Origin of the sequence: Ectothiorhodospira mobilis, assembly GCF_900114895.1 — a bacterium.
In the GTDB taxonomy this organism is placed as follows: Bacteria; Pseudomonadota; Gammaproteobacteria; order Ectothiorhodospirales; family Ectothiorhodospiraceae; genus Ectothiorhodospira; species Ectothiorhodospira mobilis_A.
The window spans coordinates 74,108-97,454 of the sequence record NZ_FOUO01000009.1; the positions used below are offsets into that span (position 1 = coordinate 74,108).

At 69.7% G+C, this 23,347-nt stretch carries 19 protein-coding genes, 2 tRNA genes and 1 other RNA gene; 11 read left to right on the plus strand and 11 right to left on the minus strand.

Annotated features, from left to right (window positions below):
* Positions 1 to 31: 31 nt before the first annotated feature.
* Positions 32 to 1,660 (plus strand): L-aspartate oxidase, encoded by a 1,629-nt coding sequence (nadB, locus tag BM214_RS08565; RefSeq protein ID WP_244887907.1) that lies wholly within the window; start codon positions 32 to 34, stop codon positions 1,658 to 1,660.
* Between the two features lie 66 nt (positions 1,661 to 1,726).
* On the opposite strand, the gene orn is transcribed toward nadB, so the two are convergent.
* Positions 1,727 to 2,275 carry an oligoribonuclease gene (gene orn / locus BM214_RS08570; RefSeq protein ID WP_090485695.1) on the minus strand — a complete coding sequence of 183 codons (549 nt, stop codon included), beginning with the start codon at positions 2,273 to 2,275 and terminating at the stop codon, positions 1,727 to 1,729.
* Positions 2,276 to 2,430: 155 nt separating this feature from the next.
* Between orn and BM214_RS08575 the strand changes: the two genes are divergently transcribed.
* Together BM214_RS08575 and rsgA are read left to right on the plus strand one after the other, a co-directional pair.
* Positions 2,431 to 2,772, plus strand: a complete 342-nt coding sequence (locus BM214_RS08575; protein WP_090485697.1) for a 4a-hydroxytetrahydrobiopterin dehydratase — start codon at positions 2,431 to 2,433, stop codon at positions 2,770 to 2,772.
* A 55-nt stretch (positions 2,773 to 2,827) separates the two neighbouring features.
* A complete protein-coding gene (gene rsgA, locus BM214_RS08580; protein ID WP_090485700.1) occupies positions 2,828 to 3,712 on the plus strand; it encodes a ribosome small subunit-dependent GTPase A in 885 nt (294 codons plus the stop codon).
* Between the two features lie 13 nt (positions 3,713 to 3,725).
* On the opposite strand, the gene BM214_RS08585 is transcribed toward rsgA, so the two are convergent.
* The 7 genes from BM214_RS08585 to BM214_RS08615 all read right to left on the minus strand — a co-directional run bounded on the left by BM214_RS08585 (position 3,726) and on the right by BM214_RS08615 (position 11,853).
* The gene (locus BM214_RS08585) at positions 3,726 to 4,070 is read right to left on the minus strand and encodes a histidine triad nucleotide-binding protein (protein WP_090485702.1); all 345 of its coding nucleotides are present in this window, start codon (positions 4,068 to 4,070) and stop codon (positions 3,726 to 3,728) included.
* A 48-nt stretch (positions 4,071 to 4,118) separates the two neighbouring features.
* On the minus strand, positions 4,119 to 4,715 hold the full coding sequence (gene recR / locus BM214_RS08590) for a recombination mediator RecR (protein ID WP_090485705.1): 597 nt from the start codon (positions 4,713 to 4,715) through the stop codon (positions 4,119 to 4,121).
* Between the two features lie 4 nt (positions 4,716 to 4,719).
* A complete protein-coding gene (locus BM214_RS08595) occupies positions 4,720 to 5,046 on the minus strand; it encodes a YbaB/EbfC family nucleoid-associated protein (RefSeq protein WP_090485708.1) in 327 nt (108 codons plus the stop codon).
* Positions 5,047 to 5,114: 68 nt separating this feature from the next.
* Positions 5,115 to 6,818 carry a DNA polymerase III subunit gamma/tau gene (gene dnaX, locus BM214_RS08600; RefSeq protein WP_090485711.1) on the minus strand — a complete coding sequence of 568 codons (1,704 nt, stop codon included), beginning with the start codon at positions 6,816 to 6,818 and terminating at the stop codon, positions 5,115 to 5,117.
* 64 nt (positions 6,819 to 6,882) lie between these two features.
* Positions 6,883 to 6,979, minus strand: an RNA gene (gene ffs / locus BM214_RS08605) — signal recognition particle sRNA small type.
* A gap of 78 nt (positions 6,980 to 7,057) precedes the next feature.
* A complete protein-coding gene (locus tag BM214_RS08610; protein WP_090485714.1) occupies positions 7,058 to 10,591 on the minus strand; it encodes a YhaN family protein in 3,534 nt (1,177 codons plus the stop codon).
* Positions 10,588 to 11,853 (minus strand): metallophosphoesterase family protein, encoded by a 1,266-nt coding sequence (locus BM214_RS08615; protein ID WP_090485717.1) that lies wholly within the window; start codon positions 11,851 to 11,853, stop codon positions 10,588 to 10,590. The genes BM214_RS08610 and BM214_RS08615 overlap by 4 nt, the downstream gene beginning before the upstream one ends.
* A 120-nt stretch (positions 11,854 to 11,973) precedes the next feature.
* On the opposite strand from BM214_RS08615, the gene ispG reads away from it, so the two are divergent.
* A complete protein-coding gene (gene ispG, locus BM214_RS08620; RefSeq protein WP_090485720.1) occupies positions 11,974 to 13,209 on the plus strand; it encodes a flavodoxin-dependent (E)-4-hydroxy-3-methylbut-2-enyl-diphosphate synthase in 1,236 nt (411 codons plus the stop codon).
* A 12-nt stretch (positions 13,210 to 13,221) separates the two neighbouring features.
* On the opposite strand, the gene BM214_RS08625 is transcribed toward ispG, so the two are convergent.
* On the minus strand, positions 13,222 to 14,646 hold the full coding sequence (locus tag BM214_RS08625; RefSeq protein WP_090485723.1) for an HDOD domain-containing protein: 1,425 nt from the start codon (positions 14,644 to 14,646) through the stop codon (positions 13,222 to 13,224).
* A gap of 114 nt (positions 14,647 to 14,760) precedes the next feature.
* Here BM214_RS08625 and motA point away from each other — a divergent pair, with 114 nt between their 5' ends.
* From motA to BM214_RS08650, 5 genes are all read left to right on the plus strand, one after another.
* The gene (motA, locus tag BM214_RS08630; protein ID WP_090485726.1) at positions 14,761 to 15,618 is read left to right on the plus strand and encodes a flagellar motor stator protein MotA; all 858 of its coding nucleotides are present in this window, start codon (positions 14,761 to 14,763) and stop codon (positions 15,616 to 15,618) included.
* Between the two features lie 6 nt (positions 15,619 to 15,624).
* Positions 15,625 to 16,488: a flagellar motor protein MotB gene (motB, locus tag BM214_RS08635; RefSeq protein WP_090485729.1), complete on the plus strand. Its 864-nt coding sequence runs from the start codon at positions 15,625 to 15,627 to the stop codon at positions 16,486 to 16,488.
* Positions 16,485 to 17,402, plus strand: a complete 918-nt coding sequence (locus tag BM214_RS08640; RefSeq protein ID WP_090485732.1) for a LysR family transcriptional regulator — start codon at positions 16,485 to 16,487, stop codon at positions 17,400 to 17,402. The genes motB and BM214_RS08640 overlap by 4 nt, the downstream gene beginning before the upstream one ends.
* Positions 17,403 to 17,444: 42 nt before the next feature.
* Positions 17,445 to 17,519 (plus strand) — tRNA-Val (locus BM214_RS08645).
* 261 nt (positions 17,520 to 17,780) lie between these two features.
* Positions 17,781 to 18,497: a superoxide dismutase gene (locus tag BM214_RS08650; protein ID WP_090485735.1), complete on the plus strand. Its 717-nt coding sequence runs from the start codon at positions 17,781 to 17,783 to the stop codon at positions 18,495 to 18,497.
* A gap of 42 nt (positions 18,498 to 18,539) precedes the next feature.
* Here BM214_RS08650 and BM214_RS08655 read toward each other — a convergent pair whose 3' ends face one another.
* Both BM214_RS08655 and uvrB read right to left on the minus strand, forming a co-directional pair.
* Positions 18,540 to 19,823, minus strand: coding sequence for a L,D-transpeptidase family protein (locus BM214_RS08655; RefSeq protein ID WP_244887908.1), 1,284 nt, complete (start codon positions 19,821 to 19,823; stop codon positions 18,540 to 18,542).
* Between the two features lie 2 nt (positions 19,824 to 19,825).
* Entirely contained in the window at positions 19,826 to 21,844 is a 2,019-nt protein-coding gene (gene uvrB / locus BM214_RS08660) for an excinuclease ABC subunit UvrB (protein ID WP_090485740.1), read from the minus strand.
* Positions 21,845 to 21,970: 126 nt separating this feature from the next.
* Between uvrB and BM214_RS08665 the strand changes: the two genes are divergently transcribed.
* Positions 21,971 to 23,155, plus strand: a complete 1,185-nt coding sequence (locus BM214_RS08665; RefSeq protein WP_090485743.1) for a pyridoxal phosphate-dependent aminotransferase — start codon at positions 21,971 to 21,973, stop codon at positions 23,153 to 23,155.
* A gap of 54 nt (positions 23,156 to 23,209) precedes the next feature.
* Positions 23,210 to 23,285: transfer RNA gene (locus tag BM214_RS08670), tRNA-Asn, on the plus strand.
* The last annotated feature ends 62 nt before the right edge of the window (positions 23,286 to 23,347 follow it).

Consider the following 23,347-nt stretch of genomic DNA (forward strand, 5'->3'; position numbering starts at 1 on the left):
CGGCCTGACCCAAGAAGGAGAATCCACACCCATGCAAGAGCGTGCACAGATGTCCCACCACCACGGCGGGGATGTCCTGATCATCGGCAGCGGTGCGGCCGGACTGAGCCTCGCCCTGCATCTGGCCCGTGAGCAGCGGGTCATGGTCCTGAGCAAGGGGCCCATCACCGAGGGCAGCACCCTCTATGCCCAGGGCGGCGTCTCCGCGGTGCTGGACCAGCAGGACTCGGTGCAGGCCCATGTGCGCGATACCCTGGAGGCCGGGGCCGGCCTGTGCGAGGAGGCGGCGGTGCAACAGACCGTATCCCACGGCCCCGAGAGCATCCAGTGGCTGCTGGACCTGGGCGTACCCTTCACCCGCGAACCCACGCCCGACGGCCGCGTGCAGCTGCATCTGACCCGGGAAGGGGGGCACAGCCACCGCCGCGTGGTGCACGCCGCCGATGCCACCGGCCGCGCCATCGAGATGACCCTGGTGGAGCAGGTGCGCCGGCACCCCAACATCCAGCTGTTCGAGAACCACATCGCGGTGGACCTGATCACCACCCGCAAGCTGGGCCTGCCCGAGCCCCGCTGCCTGGGGGCCTATGTGCTCAACCTGGACTCCCAGGAGGTGGAGATCTTCCAGGCCCCCGCCGTGGTCCTGGCCAGCGGCGGGGCCAGCCGGGTCTATCTCTATAGCAGCAACCCCAACGGCGCCACCGGCGACGGCATCGCCATGGCCTGGCGGGCGGGCTGCCGCGTGGCCAACATGGAATTCATGCAGTTCCATCCCACCTGCCTGTATCACCCCAAGGCCAAGTCCTTCCTCATCTCCGAGGCCGTGCGCGGTGAGGGGGGGCGCCTGCTGCTGCCGGACGGGACCCCCTTCATGCACCGTTTCCATCCCCGCGCCGAGCTGGCCCCCCGGGACGTGGTGGCGCGGGCCATCGACCACGAGATGAAGCGCCTGGGTGTGGAATGCGTCTACCTGGACATCTCCCACCAACCGGCCGATTTCGTGAAGGGGCATTTCCCCACCATCTACGAGCGCTGCCTGGAATACGGCTTCGACCTCACCCGGGATCCCCTGCCGGTGGTGCCCGCCGCCCACTACACCTGCGGCGGGGTGATGACCGACCTGAAGGCCCGCACCGACCTGCCGGGGCTCTATGCCGTGGGCGAGGTGGCCTACACCGGCCTGCACGGGGCCAACCGCATGGCCAGCAACTCCCTGCTGGAATGTCTGGTCTTCGCCCGCGAGGCCGCCCGGGACATCCAAGCCCGCGCGCACCAGACCGAGCCGGCGCCCCGGATCCCTCCCTGGGACGAGAGCCGCGTCACCGATTCCGACGAGGAGGTGGTGGTCTCCCACAACTGGGACGAGCTGCGCCGCTTCATGTGGGACTACGTGGGCATCGTGCGCTCCGACAAACGCCTGCAACGGGCCCTGCGCCGCATCGAGCTGCTGCAGGGGGAGATCCACGAGTACTACAGCAACTTCCGCGTCAGCAACGACCTGATCGAGCTGCGCAACCTGGCGCTGGTGGCGGAGATCATCATCCGCAGCGCCCTGAGCCGCCGCGAGAGCCGGGGACTGCACTACACCATCGACTACCCGCAACGGGACCCGGCCCTGGACGGACGGCCCACGGTGATGGATCCCGCAGGGACCGGGTGATCCGCCGCACGGCCATGGCCGCCCCGGATCCTTCCGCACCCGCCGGCAGGGGCCCGAAGGGCCCCGTCACCGGGGCCGGAACAGGTGCTCCCGGTAGTGGCGCAGTTCGGCGATGGAATCGCGGATGTCCTCCAGGGCCTGATGCGAGGCCCCCTTGGAGAGTTGGTTCAGCACCTCCGGCGCCCAGCGGCGGGCCAGCTCCTTGAGGGTGCTTACGTCCAGGTTGCGGTAATGGAAGAAGGCCTCCAGGTCGGGCATGCAGCGGTAGAGGAAGCGCCGGTCCTGGCAGATGCTGTTGCCGCACATGGGGGAGGTGCGCGGCGGCACGTACTCCTTGAGGAAACGCAGCGTGGCCTGTTCCGCGTCCACCTCGTTGTAGATGCTCTCGCGCACGCGTGCGATGAGCCCGGATCTTCCGTGGGTGCTGTGGTTCCAGTCGTCCATGCGGCCGAGGATCTCCTCGCTCTGGTGGATCGCGATCACCGGCCCTTCCGCCAGGACATTCAGGTCCTTGTCCGTAACGATGGTGGCGATCTCCAGGATGTAATCCGCCTGCGGATCCAGACCGGTCATCTCCAGGTCGATCCAGACCAGGTTCTCCGGATTCGGGTTCATGGGGGTCCTTATCTGTCGGTTGGGGGAGACGGCCCGGTTGCGGCGAACGCCAGGGCCGGTGAACAGTCTACATGCACAGGGCGATCCGTTTCGAGGCGCCCTCCGGTCCGGGACCGGACACCCACCTCGATGCGCGCAGCGCAGGAGGTTCCCCGATGCATACCGATCTGCACACCCGCCATTGCACCCCCTGCGAGGGGGGCACCCAAGCGCTGGAACCGGAAGCGGCCCGGGAACGGCTGCAGGCCCTGGACCCCGAATGGTCGCTGGACGATGCGGGCCGCGTCCTCCGCCGCACCCTGCGCTTTGAGGACTTCCACCACACCATGGCCTTCGTCAACGCCGTGGCCTGGATCGCCCACCGCCAGGACCATCACCCGGACCTGGAGGTGGGGTACAATACCTGTCGGGTGCATTTCAGCACCCACGCCATCGGCGGACTGTCGGACAACGACTTCATCTGCGCCGCCCGGGTGGACCGCCTGTTGCAGGACTGAAACGGCCGGGCCCCGGGCGCGATGGCCGCATCCCATCCATCGGCCCGGGAGCCCCATGACCGACCCCCAAAATGGCCGGGTGGTGACCCGCTTCGGATCGCAGATGCTGGTGCGGGACGAGGCGGGAGAGATCCACCGCTGCACCGCCCGCCGCCGCCTGGAGCACGCGGTGTGCAACGACCATGTGCACTGGCACCGGGACCCCCAGGGCCACGGGGTGGTCACGCGCATCCTGCCCCGGCACAACCTGCTGGAGCGCATGGACCCCCGCAGCCGCAAACGCAAGCGCGTGGCCGCCAACCTGGACCAGGTGGCGGTGGTGGTCGCCCCGGAGCCGGAACCCAACTGGTCCCTGGTGGACCGCTGCCTGGTGGCCATCGAGCAGTTGCCCGCCCGGGGGGTCATCGTCCTCAACAAGCGCGACCTGCTGCAGGATGGCCTCCCCCCGGAGCCGCTGCGGGAATACCGGGACCTGGGCTATGCCGTGCTGGCGATGAGCACCCAAGATGGCACGGGCCTGGAGGCCCTGCGGGAGACCCTCTCCCGGGGCACGGGCATCCTCCTGGGGCAGTCGGGGGTGGGCAAATCCTCCCTGGTGAAGGCCCTGCTGCCGGACCTGGAGATCCGCATCGGGGCCCTGTCGGCCATGGGCGGCGAAGGCGGCCGCCACACCACCACCAACGCCACCCTCTACCGCCTGGATACCGGGGGGGATCTCATCGACTCCCCCGGGGTGCGGGACTTCACCCCGCCCCCGGCCTCCCCACGGGAGGTACTGCAGGGGTTCGTGGAACTGCGGGAGCTGGCCGCCGGCTGCCGCTTCCACGACTGCAGCCACACGGTGGAACCGGGCTGCGCCGTGCGCGCCGCGCTGGAATCGGGCCGGGTAAGTCCGCGGCGCTTCGCCAGCTACCGTGCGCTCGTCGAAGAGACGGGATAAGGCACCGCGGGCCTCAGCCGGCGGGCCAGGCCATCTGCCGCCCGCCCAGCAGGTGCAGGTGCAGGTGATACACCGACTGCCCGCCGGCGGGGTTGCAGTTGATGACGGTGCGGTACCCGTCCTCGGCGATCCCCTCCTGCCGCGCCAGCTGTGCGGCCACCCAGTGCAGGCGTCCCACGAGCCCGGCATCCTCGGCGGAGAGGTCGTTGAGGGTGGCAATGTGGCGCTTCGGGATCACCAGGATATGCACCGGCGCCTGGGGATTGAGGTCGCGGAAGGCCAGGACCTCGTCGTCCTCGAAGACCGTGTCCGAGGGGATCTCGCCCTGGGCGATGCGGCAGAAGATACAGTCCGTCATGGGGTTCCTCTGAAGAACGCTGCCTGCGGCACATGCCGTGCCGCGTTGTCAGTACTCCCGGCGACCCTCGAAGGCATGGGAGAGGGTCCCCCGGTCCACGTATTCCAGGCCGCCCCCCAGGGGCACACCGTGGGCGATGCGAGTGGTGCGCACGCCCCGCTCGCGGGCCATCTCGCCGATGTAGTGGGCGGTCACCTCCCCCTCCACCGTGGTGCCGGTGGCGAGGATCAGTTCGCCGACCCCCTCCTGGGCGAGACGGGCCTCCAGGCGGTCCAGCCCCAGTTCCTCCGGGCCGATCCCGTCCAGGGGCGAGAGCTGCCCCAAAAGGACGTGATAGCGGCCGCGGAAGCCCGTGGCCTGCTCGATGGCCAGTACGTCCGCGGGGGTCTCCACCACGCAGATGACCCGCCCGTCGCGCCCGGGATCGGCGCAGATGGGGCAGACCTCGGCCTCCGTCAGGGTGCGGCAGACCCGGCAATGTCCGATGCGCTGCGCCGCTTCCTGCAGCACACCGGCCAGGCGCAGGGCACCCGGCCGGTCCCGCTCCAGGACATGGAGGGCCATGCGCTGCGCCGACTTGGGGCCCACCCCGGGCAGGCAGCGCAGGGCCTCCACCAGCTGATCCAGCAGCGGCGCCGCGGCCATGGGATCAGAACGGCATCTTGAAGCCCGGGGGCAGGCCCATGCCCTGGGTGACATTGGAGAGATGCTCGCGGCTCATCTCCTCCACCTTCTGCACGGCGTCGTTCATGGCCGCCGTCATCAGGTCTTCCAGCATGTCCCGGTCTTCCTCCAGCAGGCTGGGATCGATGCTCACCTTGCGCACCGCGTGCTTGCCCGTCATGGTGACGCTCACCATGCCGCCACCCGCGGAACCGGTCACCTCCATGCCGGCCAGTTCCTCCTGGGCCTTGGCCATGTCCTCCTGCATCTTCTGGGCCTGCTTCATCAAGTTGCCAAGTCCGCCTTTCAACATGTCGCTACCCTTGTATTCTCACTCGTGTAAAAAAGCCGTAGTTTAACAGGTCGTCCGGGGCGGGGGGGCTAGTCCTCCTCCCGCGGGCGCACCGATCCGGGCACCAGTTCCGCATCGAAGGTCTCCATCACCCCGCGCACCACCGGATCCTCGCGGATGGCGCGCTCCGCCGCCTGCTGGCGTTCCGCCCGCTGGCGGGCCTGGCGCGCCGCGGGGGTCTCCCCTTGGGTCTTCCCCACCTGGATGCGCACCCGCAACGCCTCCCCAAGGACGGAGCGCACCGCCGCCTCCAGCTTCTCCCGGGAGCGTTCGGTGTTCAGGTGCCCATGGGCGGCGTCCAGGCCCAGGACCAGTTCCCCCGCCTGCCGATCCATCAGGGCGCAGTGCCGGGCCAACTCCCCGGCCAGCCCCGTGAGCCCCAGGCGGCCGGCCAGATGCCCCCAGTCCAGGGGACCGCCATGGGGATCCTCCGGCTGCGCCCCTCCCTGCCCGGTGTCCCCGTCCCTGGGTGCCGTGGCGGGGGCGTCCGCCGCCGGGGCGGCGGGGGGCGGTGCCGTAGCCGAGGCGGTGGACTCGGATCTCGGCCCGGGGGTCTGCGGGGGGGCGCCCCGGCCCGCGCCCTGCCCCGCCGGCCCTGCCGCTACCGCCTGCCCGTCCGGGGACCGGGACTGAGAGGTGGGTTCGGTATCCGCCGGGCGGAAGGCCAGCATGCGCAGCAGGACCATCTCCAGGCCGAGCCGGGGATCCGGGGCCAGGGGCAGGTCCCGCCCCCCCACCAGGGCGATCTGATAGAAGAGCTGGACCGTGCCGGGATCCAGGGTGTCGGCCAGGTCCCGCAACAGGTCCGTATCCCCTTCCAGGGTGTCCAGGGTACCGGGCACCTGCTGCACCACCGCCACGTGGTGCAGTAGCGCCACCAGTTCAGAGAGCACCGCGCCGTAATCCGGCGCCTGGGCCGAGAGGGCCGCCACGGCATCCATGAGGGCACGGGCGTCGGCGGCGGCCAGGGCCCGGAGGATCGCGGCCAGGTGCTCGCCGGAGATGACCCCCAGCATCTCCCCCACCTCCGCCTCGCGCAGGCTGCCGCCGCCGTAGCCGATGGCCTGGTCCAACAGGCTGAGGGCATCGCGCATGCTGCCCGCAGCGGCCCGGGCCAGTTGCCTCACCGCACCGGGCTCGGCGGAGAGCCCCTCCCGTTGCACCACCCCTTCCAGGTGCCGGGCGATCATCTCGGGGGGCATGGCCTTGAGGTTGAACTGCAGGCAGCGGGAGAGGACCGTCACCGGCAGCTTCTGGGGATCGGTGGTGGCCAGCAGGAACTTCACATGCTCCGGCGGCTCCTCCAGGGTCTTGAGCAGGGCGTTGAAGCTGTGGGTGGAGAGCATGTGCACCTCGTCCACCAGATAGACCTTGAAGCGCCCGCGGGTAGGGGCGTAGGGGACGTTCTCCAGGAGCTCGCGGGTGTCCTCCACCCGGGTGCGGGAGGCGGCATCCACCTCGATCAGGTCGACGAAGCGCCCCTCGTCGATCTCGCGGCAGGCGCTGCAGCGGCCGCAGGGCTCGGGGGTGATGCCGGTCTCGCAGTTGAGGCACTTGGCCAGGAGACGGGCGATGGTGGTCTTGCCCACACCCCGGGTGCCGGTAAAGAGGTAGGCATGGTGCAGGCGCTGCTCCCGCAGGGCGTTCACCAGGGCGCGGACCACATGGGGCTGCCCCACCAGCTCGTCGAAGGTGCGGGGGCGCCATTTGCGGGCCAGGACCTGATAGCTCATGGGCGTCTTCGGGGAATGGCGGAGGGAGGCGGCAGGCCCGTCACGGCCTCGAGAGGGCGGCAACCCGCACCAGCCACACCCCGGCGCCCAAGTCCACTGCTACCGTTGCTCCCTTCCGGGCCTGGCGGGGTTCGCAGCTTATTGTCGCGGGGGGACCGATGCGGGTCACCATCAACAAGGTCTTGCAGGCACACTTGCGCTGCAAGGGATCGGATTATGGGCGTGCGGCCAGAGGGGCGTCAAGCATGCCTCGGCTCATGCCCCAGTTCATGGATGCGCAGGCGGGCGCCGTCCACCGCCCCGCGGGCCACATCCAGCAGATGACGATGATGGGTGAAGAGCAGGACCTGCCCCCCTTCGGCAAACGCCGCCAGGGCCCGCAGGACACGGGCGGCGCGGTGGTCGTCCGTGGTCACCAGGACATCGTCCAGTACCAGGGGCATCGCCCCTCGCCCCGCCCCGTGCAGCTCCAGGGCCGCCAGGCGCAGGGCCAGGTAGAGCTGGTCGCGGGTGCCCTCGCTCAGGGCCTCCACCTCCACCCGCCGGTCGTCCCGGCGCACCGCCCGCAGCACCGGCGGTTCCCGGGTGTCGTCGGTCTCCAGGCGCAGGTAACGGCCGTGGGTCATGAGATGGAAATGGCGGGAGGCGGCCTCCACCATGGGTCCCTGGGAGCGTTCCCGGAAGCGTTCCAGGGCGCGTTGCAGCAGGGTGTGGGCGAGGCGCAGGCGGATCCAGGGATGCACGGCGGCGGCCATGCCCGCCGCCGCCGACTCCATGGCCTCGCGGGCGCGGGCGGCCTCGCCGGAGGTGTCCACCTCTTCCAGGGCACGTCGCGCCGCCTCCTCCCGCTGCCGGGCCGTCTTCACATCCGCCTCCAGGGCCTCGATGTCGGCGCGGCAACGGGCCTGTTCCGATTCGATGGCCGCCAGGTCCAGGCCCTCCAGGCTCTTTCTGAGATCCGCCTCGGGGCGCGCCGAACTGCGCGAGAGCTGGGCCTGCATCCGGCGCAGTTCCTCGCGGGCGGCACGCTTCTGGGCGGCGCGGGCCTCCATCTCCGGCAGCTGCGCAAGGGGGACCCCGGCGGCGGCCGCCAGGGACTCCAGCACCGCCTCCTGGCGCTGGCGGGTCTCCTGGGCGCGGGCCTCATCCGCCCGCGCCCGGACCTGCTCCTGCTCCAGGGTGCGGCGCTGCTGCTCCCGCTCCTGGGCGGCGCGCAACCGGTCCCGGAGCCGGGCCGCCAGGTCTTCAGGGTCCTCGGGTTCGGGCTCCTGCAGCAGCCGGGCCAGGTCCCGGGCCCGGTCCGCAAAGGCATCCACCTGGGCCTGCTGGAGGTCCCGTCCCTCCCGCAGGGCCTCCAGATCCGCCTGCAGCCGCCCCAGTTCGTCCAGCTCCTCCAGACGGGCCCGAACCGCCGCCGGGGCGGCATCCTGCGGCAGGCGCAGGCGGCCGTGCCAGGCGGCCAGGGTACGGGCATGGCCGTCCCGGCAGGCCTGCAGTTCGTCCATCTCCGCCTGCAGGGATTCCCGTTCCCGCTGCCGTTGCCGGGCGGCGCGGCGGCGTTCCTCGCGGCGGGCCTCCCGGGCAGTGGCCTGCTGCTCCCAGGCCGCCGCCGCCTCGATCAGGACCCCCAGGTCCGTGGTGGCAGGGGTCTGCCCCAGGGCCCCCAGGGCGGCCTGGAGCTCCCGCACCGCCGCCTCCCGGGCGGCGGCCTCCCGGTCCCGCTGCGCGCGCTGGCGCTCCAGCCGATCCTGGGCCTCCAGCACCGTCTCCCGGCGCTGTTGCCACTGGCGCAGGGCAGCGGGCTCCAGGGGGGGCAAACCGCGTGCGTTCAGGGTCGCCCCCCAACGCTCCCGGTGCGCCTCCCGGGCCGCCTGCAGTTGCCGGCGCTCCGCCTCGATCTCCCCGAGCCGGGCCTCCATACGGGCGATACGCGCCCCGCATTCCTCGATGGCGGCGGCGCGGGTGGCATCCACCCGCAACCGGTCCGCCTGGTGATCGGCCTGGTCCACGGCCTGTTCGAAGGCGCGCACCGGATCGCTGCCGGTCTCCTGTCCCTGGAAGGCCTCTTCGGGAGCCGCCGAGCGCTCCACCCAGACCCGCCGGATGCCCGCCCAGAGGGCATCGCGCCGGGCACGGGCGGTGCGCAGGGTCTGGGCCGTCACCACCTCCTCCCCGGCGGTCAATTGTTGTCGGCGCAGGCGCTGTTCCTCCAGCTCGCCCTGCAACGACCGCGCCTCCCGCTGCAGGCGTTCCTGCTCTGCATCATGGCCGTCCACGCTGCGCTCGGCGGCGTCCACCTCGGCCGCAAGCAAGGGGCGCGCCCCGCGCAGGGCCCCGCAATCCCCCGCGCCCAGCTCCCCCAGGGCCCGGCCCTGCGCCTGTGCGAGGGTGTCGATGGCCGCGTCCTGCTCCTGCAGGCGGGCATCCACGTCCCCCAGGGCCCGGGCCCGCTGCAGGGCCTGTACCAGGGCCTCCCGGGCCGCGGTGTCCGCCAGCGTTGCGTTGGTATCGGCGTCCCGCTGCTCCCGTTGCAGCTGATCCAGACGTTGGCGACGGTCCTGCAGCCGCTGCACCAACCCGGGCAGGGCCTCCAGGGCCGTGTCCAGGGTGACCCGGTCCGCCTCCGAGGGCCGCGCCTGGAGCAGGTCCGGGGCCCCGGACCCGGGGTTGATGCGGTCTGCCCGTTGTTCCAGACGCTGTTCCAGATCCCGGCTGCGCGCCCGCTGCCGGCGCAGTTCCGTGTGCGCCTCGGCCACGGTATCCAGGCGCGCCGCGAGCCGCTCGATGGCGTCCGCGTGCTGCAGCAGATGGGTCTCCACGCTCAGCCCGGCCAGGCGCCGGGCGCATTGGGCCGCCCGGTCCCGGGCCTCCTGCAGATCGGTGTCGGCCCGCTCCAGGGCCTGCTGCGCCGCCAGGCGCCGGTCCCGGGCATCCTCGGCCAGGTCGGGGACCCGGGCAAGCCCGTCCAGTTGGCGGCGCAGGCCGTCCAGGTCCTGCAACAGCGGGGCCACGGTGCGCAGTTCCGCCAGCTCCCGTTCCCGGCGGCGCCGGGCCTCCAGGCGCTCCTCCAGGGCCTGTAGCGCCTGCGCGGCGCTGCGGTGCCCCCGCTGCAGTTGCTGCCATTGGGCCGGGCGGGTCTGGGCCGAGCGCAGCAGGTGGCGCTGCGTCTCCATCTCGTTCCAGGCCTGGTTGATGACCGGTTGTGTGCTGCGCCCGTGGGGGTTGAAATAGGCCTTGGCATCCGTCTCCAGACGCGACAGCACCCCGGGGATGCCCCGGGTGCCGGCGCTAGCCTCGAACAGGGCCGCCCCCAGTTCCCCCCGGCCCTCCAGCAGTTGTTGCCCCCCCTCCCGCAGGCGGGCGTGATCCAGCCCGAACATCTGCTCGAACTCGCGCCGCCCAAGGCCGCCGGTGAGGGCCCGCTCCTGCTCCGGGGTGGCGGCTTCCGGGGTCTTGGGACAGACCAGATCCTGGGCCACCTGCTGCAGGGTGTTGCGGTTGCCCTTGCGCCGGGACAGGGCCACGGGACGGCCTTGCTCGTCCTGGAAGAGCGCGCTGATGCGCAGGCGGTCATAGGGATGCAGGAAGGCGTCCGGCGTCTTCGCCGGGATGCCGAAACGCAGGTCGGCCATGGCCCGCAGCAACGAGGACTTGCCCGCCTCGTTGGGGCCGTGGACCAGGTGCAGGCCGTCCACCTGCCCCGGCTCGCCGAACACCAGCTCCGTGTCCGTGAACGGGCCGAAGGCCTCCAGTCTCAGGCGGATCAGTTTCATCCCCTTCCTTCCTCCCCGTCCTCCAGGCGCGCCCGCACGGTGGCCTCCGCATCCAGCAGCAGGGCGCGCAGTCCTTCCGGATCCTGCAGGGTGTCCAGCAGACCGGGGTCCGCCTCGGCGGGCAGGCGCTGGTGCAGTTCGCGGAGCTGCGCCTCCACCAGGGCCCGGGCCGCCTCGGGATCCGCCAGCAGGGTATCCACCTGGCGCACCAACTCCCCCACGGCATCGTCCCGGGCCGCCGCCACGGCCCGGTCCACGGGGGATGCACGCAGCCAGTCCACCCGTTCGATCCAGACATCCATGCCGTTCAGGTCCTGGGCCGCGGCCCGCACCTGGGCCTCCAGGGTCCCCGGCACCCGGGCCTCCAGTTGGTGCAGTCCCTCCCCGGCCCCGGCCAGGGTCACGCGTACCGCGTGCAGGCGTTCATCCCCCGGGGGCAGGGCCGCCGCCAGGGCCCGGGTCACCGCCCGGCCCAGGGGGACGATGTCCTCCATCCCGTCCAGCTCCACCCGCAGGCGGTGCCAGCGCACCTCGTCCAGCTCCAGGGGCTCCACCTCCACCCCCGCGGGGGTCACCCGCACCCGCTCGCAGCCCTTGGGTCCGGTCTCGTTGGCGTGCCGCCCCTGCAGATTGCCCGGGAAGACGATCCAGGGGTCCCGGCGCACCACCTCCCGGGCATGGACATGCCCCAGGGCCCAGTAGTCATAGCCCCGGGCGGCCAGGGTCGCCGCGTCGGTGGGGGCGTAGCGGTCGTGTCCGGGGCGGCCGCCCAGGCTGGTGTGCAGCAGGCCGATGTTGAAATACCCCGGCACGGGATCCGGGTAGGTGGGCACCCAGTCCTCCTCCACCGCCCGGTCCGGGAAACTGCGGCCATGGATGGCCACCTGCAGAGGGTCCAGGCGGTGGGTCTGCGGCCGCCGGCTGGAGAAGACGGTGACATTCTCCGGCCAGGGCAGCTGGCGGGTGATGACCCCCTGGGCGTCGTGGTTGCCCAGGATCATGAAGACCGGGATCCCGCCCCGGTGCAGTCGCACCATCTGCTCCCGGAAGAAGAGGCCGGTGTGGAAATCCTGCCAGTCCCGGTCGAAGATGTCCCCGGCCAGGAGCACGAAATCCACGCCCTGGGCCAGGGCGGCGTCCACCAGCCGTTCCAGAGCCGCGCGGGTGGCGTTGCGCAGCCGTTCCACCGGCGCGCCCTCGTAGCGGTCCAGGCCCCGCAGGGGGCTGTCGATGTGCAGGTCCGCGGCATGCAGGAACTCCATGGCCTATACCCCTCCCATCCGGTCCTTGCGTCGTGTCATCGCCCTGCCCTCGCGGACCTGTGCCGCGTTTGCCGAACTGGTACCATAAACGCCTTCGAACAACCCGGTATCCCCCGCATCATGATTGCATCCCGTCCCGCTGATCGTCGCCATCCCACCGTCCCGGTCCGCATCGGCCACGTCGTGGTCGGCGGGGACGCCCCGGTGGTGATCCAGTCCATGACCAACACCGACACCGCCGACGTGGAGGCCACGGTGGCCCAGGTGGCGGAGCTGGCCCGTGCCGGCTCGGAGCTGGTGCGCCTCACGGTCAACACCGAGGAGGCGGCGGCGGCCGTCCCCCGCATCCGCGAGCGCCTGGATGCCATGGGGGTGGACGCACCCCTCATCGGCGACTTCCACTTCAACGGCCACCGCCTGCTGAGCCGCCATCCCGCCTGCGCCGAGGCCCTGGCCAAGCTGCGCATCAACCCGGGCAACGTGGGCCGCGGCGCCAAGCGGGACAGCCAGTACGCCGAGATGATCGAGATGGCCTGTCATTACGACAAGCCGGTGCGCATCGGCGTCAACTGGGGCAGCCTGGACCAGGAACTGCTGGCGCGCATGATGGACGAGAACAACCGCCGCGGGCAGCCCCTGGACCCGGACACCGTGCAGCGGGAGGCCCTCATCGAGTCGGCCCTGGGCAGCGCCGCCCGGGCCGAGGAGATCGGCCTGGGGCACGACCGCATCCTCCTCTCCTGCAAGGTGAGCGGCGTGCAGCCCCTGATCCGGGTCTACCGGGACCTGGCGGCCCGCTGCGACTACCCCCTGCACCTGGGCCTGACCGAGGCCGGCATGGGGATCAAGGGCATCGTCGCCTCCACGGCGGGCCTGGCGGTCCTGCTGCAGGAAGGCATCGGCGACACCATCCGGGTCTCCCTCACCCCCGAGCCCGGCGCCTCCCGCACCCAGGAGGTCCAGGTGGCCCAGGAGATCCTGCAGAGCCTGGAGCTGCGCCGCTTCGCCCCGGCGGTGGTGGCCTGCCCCGGCTGCGGCCGCACCGCCAGCGACTACTTCCAGCACCTGGCCCGGGACATCCAGGACTATATCCGCGAACGCATGCCCGAGTGGCGCAACCGCTATCCCGGCGTGGAGGACATGACCGTGGCCGTCATGGGCTGCGTGGTCAACGGCCCGGGGGAGAGCAAGCACGCCGACATCGGCATCAGCCTGCCGGGCACCGGCGAGACCCCCGTGGCCCCCGTCTACGAGGACGGCGAGAAGACCGTCACCCTAAAAGGCGAGGACATCGCCCGGGAATTCCAGCAACTGGTGGACCGCTACGTGCAGCGCCGCTACGGGCAGGGGGCCTGACCCCCTCCCCATTCACCCGCCGGCCCGCCCCGCGAGGCGGGTCAATTCCCGCGCCGCCAGGGCCACCAGGGCCTTGAACTCGCCTGCCGTAGGGGCATCCAGGACGCAGTGCTGGGAACGCCGGTCGGCATAGACCAGGCCCTCGGCACGCTCCCCGGCGAACACCGAGTGCATGAGAAAGGCCCGCACTCCGATGAGATGCCGCAGGGCCTCCGGAACCCGCGGCCAGATGTCCTCCCGGTTGCCGTCGTGCAGCCAGAAGGCGGAGGGCCGCTGCATCACCACCGTCACCAGATGGTCTCCCTTCAGGTCCACCTGGAACCGGCCGAACTCCGGTTCATGATCCGCCCCTTCCACCCGCTCCGCCTCCAGGCGCTCGCCGTTTTCATCGAGGCGGGCGAAGACCACCCGGTTCAGCCCCAACCCCCGGTGCAGACCGTCCATGAGGGCATCCAGGACTACCTCACGGTCCTCCACGGTGCCGGCGGCAAGCCGTTCCCGGGCCCGCCCCAGGCTGTCCCGCCTCGGCGCCAGGCAGAGGCCGGGGGGACGCACGGCGCAAATCGATGCCGGTGGCGATTCCGGATCCAGACCGTCCAGGGGGTCCATGGCGTAAAGCTCGGCATAGCGGTTGAAGTCTTCCGTGGCCACGTTGATCTGCCCGATCAGTTCCTCCGGACCGCATTCCAGATACTCCGCTGCCTGCTGCAGCCGCATCCCCGCCTCGGGACGGGTCCAGCCCTCCAGGGCATCCCGGGCCAGTTCCGCCGCCAGCATCACCCCCAGGGCCCGGGGATGGCGGGCATTGGCCGGGCAGGTGCACTCCTGCACCATGGCGGGCAAGCCCCAGCGCACCGCCAGGCGATGCCCCACCGCCTCCAGGCTCACGTCCAGGGCGACGTACTCCGCCTCGTGGGGGAGCACGTCCCCGCGGCGCATCAGCTCCTGGTAGCGGGCGATGCGGCGTTCGTCGTGCACCGCGAACAGGAGTTCCCCCAGGCCGTAGAGCAACCCGGCCAGACCCACCTCCGAGGGGATCATGTCATGGCGCAGTTCCCCCCAGGCCTCCGCCAGGAGACCGGCGAAGACGCAGCGGGCGGCGGTGGATCGGTAGCGTTCCGCCGCCGCCGGCGGCAGGACCTGATCCACCCGGGGCCGTTCCCGAACCCGTTCCAGCACGCACCGCAGCCCCAGCATTATGACCGCCTCGTCCAGGGACACCACCGAATTGCGAAAATGCCGATGGGGGATCTGGTTGGCCATGCGGATGAGCCCCAGGGCCAGCCCCGGATCCCGCTGCACCAGCCGCCCCACGGCGCGCATGCTCAAGGTCTCATCCTCCGCTACTGCGGCGAACAGGGACGGCGTGCCGGGCAGCAGGGGCAGATCCACCCCCTCCAGTTCCTGCACCCAGGCCTCCAGGCGATCATTGTCCATACAGGACGCTCCCCGCGGTCTGATGTGTGATGCAATTCATGATTCGGGTATTATGGCGGTGTCGGTTCATCTCAAGCCAGCCCGGACAACGGGCCCAATCGGGAAAATCCGCTCGTGAATCTGATTATCGGTGCCATCGTGGTCGTCGTCTCCGTCTTCGGAGGCTGGATGCTGCACGGCGGGCAGTTGATCCTCGTCTGGCAGCCCTACGAATTCATCATCATTATCGGGGCGGCGCTGGGGGCGTTCATCATCGCCAACCCCATGAAGACGGTGCTGGAGGCCTTCAAGACCGTCCCGAAGCTGCTGGGCGGCTCGCCCTACAAGAAGCAGGACTACCTGGACCTGCTCAGCCTGATGAACGACCTGTTCACCAAGGCCCGCAAGGAGGGCCTGATGGGGATCGAGGAGGACGTGGAGGAACCGGAGAACAGCCCCCTGTTCGAGAAATACCCCCGCATCCTCAAGAACCACCACGCGGTGGAATTCATCTCCGACTACATGCGCCTGGTGGTCAGCGGCGCGATGAACCCCTTCGAGCTGGACAACCTCATGGACATCGACCTGGAGACCCACCACGAGGAGGTGGCCGCTCCCGGCCATGCGGTGATGCGGGTGGCCGACGGGCTCCCCGCCTTCGGGATCGTCGCCGCCGTGCTGGGGATCGTGAACACCATGAAGGCCCTGGACGGCCCCATCGACCAGATCGGCGGCCTCGTGGCCGCGGCCCTCATCGGCACCTTCACGGGCATCCTGCTGGCCTATGGCTTTGTCGGCCCCGTGGCCTCGGCCATGGAACGCCGGGCCGAGGAACAGACCAAGTTCCTGTCCTGCCTCAAGGCCTGCATCCTCGCCAATGTCCAGGGTTACAGTCCCCAGGTGGCCGTGGAGTTCGGCCGCAAGGCCATGGCCTCCAACCTGCGCCCCAGTTTCACCGAACTGGAGGAATACCTGCGGAACAACAAGGGATGATGCGCCGTGGCGGGTGAGGAAAAGAAACAACCCATCGTCATCAAGCGCATCGTCAAGAAGGACGGGCACCATGGCGGCGCCTGGAAGATCGCCTTCGCCGACTTCGCCATCGCCATGATGGCCTTCTTCCTGCTGCTGTGGATCCTGGCCTTCACCGACGAGATCCAGAAGGCGGCCATCTCCGAATACTTCCAGAACCCCTCGGCCGCCATGGGCATCAGCCCCACCCCGCCCCATCCCACCGAGGGCAGCGGCACCTCCCCGTCCATCATCGATTTCGAGGGGGCCGTGGAACCGGAAGACCCCGAGTCCGCCCAGGAACGGCGGGACGAGGCACGCCTGGAATCCCTCATGGAAGTGCTGGAGGAGGCCCTGGAGAAGAGCCAGGCCCTGAAGCCCTTCAAGGACCAGTTGCTGCTGGACATCACCCCCGAGGGCCTGCGCATCCAGATCGTGGACCGGGAGAACCGGCCCATGTTCGACCTGGGCAGCGGACAGTTGAAGGACTACTCCCGGGACATCCTCGAGGAACTGGGGGGGATCATCAACCGTGTGCCCAACCGCATCAGCATCACCGGACATACGGATACCCGCCGCTTCCCGCAGGAGGACTACACCAACTGGGAGCTGTCCACGGACCGGGCCAACGCCGCCCGCCGCGCCCTCATCGCAGGCGGGATGGAGGAGGACAAGGTGGCCCGGGTGGTGGGTCTGGGCTCCACGGTGCTGTTCGACAAGGCCGACCCGCAAAACCCCATCAACCGCCGCATCAGCATCATCGTCCTGAACCGGCAGGCGGAGGAGGCGATGCGGGAACAGAGCAGCGTGGAGTACGGCGGATCCCAGACGCCCATGCCCTCGAGCCCATGAACTTCACCTTCCGGCAGCTCAAGGCCTTCGAGGCGGTGGCCCGCCACCTGAGCTACACCCGCGCCTCGGAGGAACTGCACCTCACCCAGCCCGCCGTCTCCATGCAGATCCGCCAGCTGGAGGAGCACGTGGGCCTGCCGCTGTTCGAGCAGATCGGCAAGCGCATCCACCTTACCGATGCCGGCCGGGAGCTCTACCACTACAGCTGCGCCATCGCCGCCCAGGTGTCGGAACTGGAGATGGTGCTGGAGGAGATGAAGGGCCTGCGGCGCGGCCATCTCACCATCGCCGTGGCCAGCACCGCCAACTACTTCGTCCCCCGGCTCATCGCCGCCTTCTGCCAGCGGCACCAGGGGGTATCGGTCACCCTGGAGGTGACCAACCGGGAGGCCCTGCTCAACCTCCTGGCCATCAATGCCATGGACCTGGCCATCATGGGCCAGCCCGCCAGTTCCGACCCGGTGGCCCATCCCTTCATGGAGAATCCCCTGGTCATCATCGCCCCCCCGGACCATCCCCTGGCGGGGGAGAAAGGCATCCCCCTGCAGCGCCTGGCCGGCGAGGGCTTCGTGGTGCGGGAGAAGGGCTCCGGCACCCGCGCCTCCACGGAACGCTTCTTCGCTGAACACGGCGTGGCCATCCGCGCCACCCAGCAGATGCACAGCAGCGAGGCCATCAAGCAGGCCGTGGAGGCGGGCCTGGGCCTGGGGGTGCTGTCCCTGCACACCCTGGAGATGGAACTGGCCCTGAACCGCCTGGTGATCCTGGACGTGGAGGGTTTCCCCATCCGCCGCCACTGGTACCTGGTGCACCCCCGGGGCAAGCGCTTCTCCAAGGTGGGCGAGGCCTTTTTGAACTTCACCCTGGAGGAGGCCCGTCACGTCCTGCACCTGCCCACCCTACCCCGCAGTTGACAACCCGGCCCGGGCCCCATAGAATGCGGCCTTCTTCGGTTGGGGCGGTTAGCTCAGCGGTAGAGCACTGCCTTCACACGGCAGGGGTCGCTGGTTCGATCCCAGCACCGCCCACCAAAAGAAATCCTAAAAAGCCCGCTACACGCGGGCTTTTTTTATTCCCAACCCCCCCCCGCAGACGGAACACCGGATATGGGAAGGCGGGGCCTACCTGAACGCATACCGGTCTCGGGGCCGGCACACCTGCGCCGGTACTGCTTGCGGATCGGACGGCATGGGTCCGGCAGCATCACGATACGAACGATACGAATCCCAGGGGGCCGCTATACTCGGATGGACACATTCCAGATCATACCCTGAAGGGTCAAAGAGGAAGCAATGTCCATCTCCCTGCAGAGGATCCTGATCCTGCTCCTCCTGGGGCTGGCACCGCTCACATCGGTCCAGGCGCAGGGGGAACCCGGGGGAGAGACCCATCCCTTCTCCCTGCCGGATCTGCCCTATGCCTATGACGCGCTGGCGCCGGTGATCGACGCCGAGACCATGGAGATCCACCACGCCCGCCATCACCAGGGCTATGTGGACAAGCTCAACGCCGCCCTGGAGGACCTCCCCGAGGCGCGGGAGATGTCCCTGGAGGCGCTGTTGGAACATGCCTCCACGCTGCCCGCGGCGGTGCGCAACAACGCCGGGGGGCACTGGAACCACAGCTTCTTCTGGCGCTCCATGACCGCCCCGGGGGAGGGCGGCGCACCCGATCGGGACCTGCACCGGGCCCTGGAGGAGGCCTTCGGCTCCCTGGAGGGCTTTCGCGATGCCTTCGAGACCGCGGGCCTGGACCGCTTCGGCTCGGGATGGGTGTGGCTCATCGTGGAGGAGGATGGCGACCTGGCGGTCACCACCACCCCCAATCAGGACAACCCGCGGATGGATGTGGCCGATCCCCGGGGCACGCCCCTGCTGGGCAATGATCTCTGGGAACACGCCTACTACCTGAACTACCGCAACGCCCGGGGTGCCTACCTGCAGGCCTGGTGGGAGGTGGTGGACTGGGAACGGGTCAGCCGGCGCTTCGCCGAGGCCACCGACCGCTGAACCCACGCGGCGTTCACCCTCCCTCCTGCGGCGGCCAGCGCATCACCTCCCCATCCAGGGCGGTGCGCTGGCGCACCCGCTGGGCCAGGGTCGCGGCCTCATCCTGTCCTGCGGCCGGTCCCAGCAGGACGTGGTAGAGATCCAGGTGCCCGTTCCCCGGGCACCCCCCACCACCCGGGAGGTGAAGCCGTCCGCCTCCAGGTGGGCACTGAGTACCAGGGCCCGTTCCTCGTCCTGGAAACGGCCCATGCGCACGAACCAATCCCTAGCCCCTTCCTCGGACGCATTCGGATCTGCCGGGTTCTCGGAGGGGTCCTGCGATGTACCGGCGGTGTCTGCTTCCGGTGCGGAGGCGGTGGCCCGCAACGGCACGGGGGCGTCGTGACCCGCCATCCAGCCCACCGCCCGGGGCACGCCACGGGCCTGCGCCACCGTCGCCCGCACCCGGTTCCAGTCGACGCGGGCCTCCCGCCCGGCCACGGCGGCCATCACCCGCTCCAGGGCGGTCTCCAGGGGGGCAGGCGCCTGCGTGGCCCGCTCCTCCAGGGGGGGATGCACCTCCAGGTAGAGCACGCCGTCGCGCCAGCCCACCTTCACCGGCTGGTGCACGATGTGCACGGGGGTGCCCAAGTCCACATGGGGGAAGAGCACGCCGATGTCGTCGTTGTCCATGCGGATGCAGCCGTGGGTGGAACGCAGGCCGATGCCCGTGGACCAGTTGGTGCCGTGGATCAGGTAGGTGGGCCGGCTCAGACGCAGGGCATAGGCCCCCAGGGGGTTGTCCGGCCCCGCGGGCACCACATCCGGCAGGGACTTGCCTTGGGCGGCATAGGCCTGGCGCACCGAGTCGGGCGGGGTCCAGGTGGGATCCTCCCGTTTCTGGATCACCTCCAGGGTCCCCTGGGGCGTGCCCCACTCCCGGCGGCCGATGCTCACCGGATAGGTGGCGACACGACGCCCCTCCCCGGAGGGGGTCTCCTGGAAGTGATACAGGCGCATCTCCGGCAGATTGATGACGATGCCCTGCCGCGGCGTGTCCGGCAGCACGAACATCAGCGGCAGCAGCACCCGCGCCCCCTCCCCCGGGATCCAGGTGTTGAGTTCCGGATTGGCCAGGCGGATGGCCTGGAACCCCACCCGGTGGCGGCGAGCCACGTCGATGAGGGTATCCTCGTGCCGGGCCTGCACATGGCGCAGTGCCCCCACCACCGCGGTGTCCTCCTGCAGGGGGAAGTCCACGCGGGTCTGTGCGGCGGCGCAGGCACACCATAATGCAGCCAGGATCCCCGTGAGCAGGGGCACGGGTCGGGGCAGCTTCTGCGGCACGATCATTCCTCCACCACCCCCAGCAGACCTTCCCGCAGCCGCTCGATCTCATCCCGCAGGCGCGCCGCCTCCTCGAACTCCAGGTTACGGGCACAGGTGTACATGCGGTCCTCCAGGCGCTGGATCTCCCGGGCCGTGTCCTTGGGGGAACGGCGGGCGTATTCGGCCTCCTGTTCCGCCACCTTGGCAAAGCGCCGGGGCTCGGCCATGGTGTCGCCGGCGTGGGCCCCCTCCATGATATCGGCGACGCGCCGCTGAATCCCCTTGGGGGTGATGCCGTGGGCCGCATTGTGGGCCTGCTGTTTCTCCCGGCGGCGCTGGGTCTCGTCCATGGCCCGCTGCATGGAGCCGGTGATGGTGTCGGCGTAGAGGATGGCCTTGCCGTGGAGGTTGCGGGCGGCCCGGCCGATGGTCTGGATGAGGGAGCGGTCGGAGCGCAGGAACCCCTCCTTGTCGGCGTCCAGCACCGCCACCAGGGACACCTCGGGCATGTCCAGGCCCTCGCGCAGCAGATTGATGCCCACCAGCACGTCGAAGGTCCCCAGGCGCAGGTCGCGGATGATCTCCACCCGCTCCACGGTGTCGATGTCCGAGTGCAGGTAACGCACGCGGATGTCGTGCTCGGAGAGGTATTCCGTCAGGTCCTCGGCCATGCGCTTGGTGAGGGTGGTCACCAGCACCCGCTCGTTGGCCTCCACCCGCAGGCGGATCTCCGAGAGCACGTCGTCCACCTGGGTGGTGGCCGGACGCACCTCCACCTCCGGGTCCACCAGTCCGGTGGGGCGCACCACCTGCTCCACCACCTGCCCGGCCCGCTCGGTCTCGTACGGGCCGGGGGTGGCGGAGACATAGACCGTCTGGGGCGCCAGGGCCTCGAACTCCTCGAAACGCAGCGGCCGGTTGTCCATGGCCGAGGGCAGACGGAAACCGTATTGCACCAGGGTCTCCTTGCGGGAACGGTCCCCCTTGTACATGGCCCCCAGCTGCGGCACGGTGACGTGGCTCTCGTCGATCACCAGCAGGGCGTCCTCGGGCAGGTAGTCCAGAAAGCACGGTGGCGGTTCCCCGGGCCCGCGGCCCGAGAGATAGCGGGAGTAGTTCTCGATGCCGGAGCAGTAGCCCAGTTCCAGCATCATCTCCAGGTCGAAGCGGGTGCGCTGCTCCAGCCGCTGGGCCTCCACCAGCCGATCCGCCTCCCGCAGCTCCTGCAGGCGCTGGGTCAGTTCCGCCTTGATCTGCTCGATGGCCTCCAGCAGGGTCTCCCGGGGCGTGGCGTAGTGGGTCTTGGGGTAGACGGTGAGGCGCGGCACCTTGCGCAGCACCTCACCGGTGAGGGGGTCAAAGTAGGACAGCTGCTCGATCTCGTCGTCGAAGAGTTCGATGCGCACCGCCTCCCGCTCGGACTCCGCCGGATGGATGTCGATCACCTCACCGCGCACCCGGTAGGTGCCGCGCTTGAGTTCCATGTCATTGCGGGTGTACTGCAGCTCCGCCAGGCGGCGCAGCACCGTGCGCTGGTCGATGACATCCCCCCGCTTCAGGTGCAGCACCATCTGCAAATAGGCCCGCGGATCCCCCAGGCCGTAGATGGCGGAGACACTGGCGACGATGATGGCGTCCCGCCGCTCCAGCAGGGCGCGGGTGGCGGACAGGCGCATCTGTTCGATGTGGTCATTGATGGAGGCATCCTTCTCGATGAAGGTGTCCGAGGAAGGGACATAGGCCTCCGGCTGGTAGTAGTCGTAGTAGGAGACGAAGTACTCCACGGCATTGTGCGGGAAGAAGGCCTTCATCTCGCCGTAGAGCTGGGCCGCCAGGGTCTTGTTGGGGGCCATGACCAGGGTGGGTCGCTGCACCCGCTGGATCAGATTGGCGATGGTGAAGGTCTTGCCCGAGCCGGTGACCCCCAGCAGGATCTGGTGGGCCAGACCCGACTCCAGACCCTCCTCCAGGGCCTGGATGGCCCCGGGCTGGTCCCCGGCGGGCTGGTAGTCGGTGACGAGTTGGAAAGGCTGTCCCATGGGCTTATCTTGTTCGGTCAGTTTCAGTATCATTTCGTATGAAAAGCATTCCCGCGCAGCGGGCGCCCGTGCGCCCGCTGCGGCGCACGACACCCCTTCCATTCACCACCACCCCCGGATACCGCCTTGGACATCAAGCTCTCCTCCCGCGTTCAGCGCATCAAGCCCTCCCCCACCCTGGCCGTGAGCGCCCTCGCCGCCCAGCTGAAGGCCCAGGGACGCGACGTCATCGGCCTGGGGGCGGGTGAGCCCGACTTCAACACCCCGGACGCCATCAAGGAGGCGGGCATCACCGCCATCCGCGAGGGCAAGACCAAGTATACCGCCGTGGACGGCACCCCGGGGCTGAAACAGGCCATCATCGAAAAGTTCAAGCGGGACAACGGCCACCACTTCGAACCGGACCAGATCCTGGTCTCCTGCGGCGGCAAGCAGAGCTTCTTCAACCTCTGCCAGGCCCTGCTGGACGCCGGGGACGAGGTGATCATCCCGGCCCCCTACTGGGTGTCCTATCCGGACATGGTGCTGCTGGCGGACGGCAACCCCGTGATCGTGCCCACCGGCAAGGACCAGGGCTTCAAGATGACCCCGGCGCAGCTGGAGGGGGCCATCACCCCGCGCACCCGCCTGGTGGTGCTCAACAGCCCCTCCAACCCCACGGGCGTGGCCTACAGCCGCGAGGAACTGGCGGCCCTGGGCCAGGTGCTGCTGCGCCATCCCCATGTCCTGGTGGCCACCGACGACATGTACGAACACATGATGTTCAGGGGCGCCCCCTTCTGCAACATCCTCATGGCCTGCCCGGACCTGGAGGACCGCACCATCGTCCTCAACGGCGTGTCCAAGGCCTATGCCATGACCGGTTGGCGCATCGGCTATGCCGGCGGCCCCAAGCCCCTGATCGCCGCCATGAAGAAGATCCAGTCCCAGAGCACCTCCAACCCCACCTCCGTATCCCAGGAGGCGGCCGAGGCCGCCCTGAACGGTGACCAGAGCTGCGTGGGCGAGATGTGCCGCGCCTTCCAGGAACGCCATGACTACCTGATGGAGGCCCTGAACGCCATCCCCGGCGTGGAGTGCCTGCCCTCCGACGGCACCTTCTACTCCTTCCCCAGCGTGCAGGGGGCCATGGACAAGCTGGGCATCGACAGCGACGTGAAGTTCGCCGAACACCTGCTGGATCAGGTGGGCGTGGCCCTGGTGCCCGGTTCCGCCTTCGGGGCGGACGGTTACGTGCGCATCTCCTTCGCCACCAGCATGGACAACCTCAAGCAGGCGGTGGAGCGCATCGGCCGCGCCGTGACGGGCTGACCCCCTTGACGAGGCCCGGTGATCGCCGTAATATCCCGGGCCTCAACACGAGATTCCCCGGTAGCTCAGTCGGTAGAGCGGGTGACTGTTAATCACTAGGTCGGCGGTTCGAGCCCGTCCCGGGGAGCCAAAAGCAAAGAGCCCAGATCGCGGATCTGGGCCCTTTTCGTTTTGGAGGCCAGGCGCACCGGA

Coding starts and splice junctions, on each gene's coding strand:
- nadB (WP_244887907.1), top strand. CDS start 32: ATGCAAGAGCGTGCACAGATGTCCCACCACCACGGCGGGGATGTCCTG.
- orn (WP_090485695.1), bottom strand. CDS start 2,275: ATGAACCCGAATCCGGAGAACCTGGTCTGGATCGACCTGGAGATGACC.
- BM214_RS08575 (WP_090485697.1), top strand. CDS start 2,431: ATGCATACCGATCTGCACACCCGCCATTGCACCCCCTGCGAGGGGGGC.
- rsgA (WP_090485700.1), top strand. CDS start 2,828: ATGACCGACCCCCAAAATGGCCGGGTGGTGACCCGCTTCGGATCGCAG.
- BM214_RS08585 (WP_090485702.1), bottom strand. CDS start 4,070: ATGACGGACTGTATCTTCTGCCGCATCGCCCAGGGCGAGATCCCCTCG.
- recR (WP_090485705.1), bottom strand. CDS start 4,715: ATGGCCGCGGCGCCGCTGCTGGATCAGCTGGTGGAGGCCCTGCGCTGC.
- BM214_RS08595 (WP_090485708.1), bottom strand. CDS start 5,046: ATGTTGAAAGGCGGACTTGGCAACTTGATGAAGCAGGCCCAGAAGATG.
- dnaX (WP_090485711.1), bottom strand. CDS start 6,818: ATGAGCTATCAGGTCCTGGCCCGCAAATGGCGCCCCCGCACCTTCGAC.
- BM214_RS08610 (WP_090485714.1), bottom strand. CDS start 10,591: ATGAAACTGATCCGCCTGAGACTGGAGGCCTTCGGCCCGTTCACGGAC.
- BM214_RS08615 (WP_090485717.1), bottom strand. CDS start 11,853: ATGGAGTTCCTGCATGCCGCGGACCTGCACATCGACAGCCCCCTGCGG.
- ispG (WP_090485720.1), top strand. CDS start 11,974: ATGATTGCATCCCGTCCCGCTGATCGTCGCCATCCCACCGTCCCGGTC.
- BM214_RS08625 (WP_090485723.1), bottom strand. CDS start 14,646: ATGGACAATGATCGCCTGGAGGCCTGGGTGCAGGAACTGGAGGGGGTG.
- BM214_RS08640 (WP_090485732.1), top strand. CDS start 16,485: ATGAACTTCACCTTCCGGCAGCTCAAGGCCTTCGAGGCGGTGGCCCGC.
- BM214_RS08650 (WP_090485735.1), top strand. CDS start 17,781: ATGTCCATCTCCCTGCAGAGGATCCTGATCCTGCTCCTCCTGGGGCTG.
- uvrB (WP_090485740.1), bottom strand. CDS start 21,844: ATGGGACAGCCTTTCCAACTCGTCACCGACTACCAGCCCGCCGGGGAC.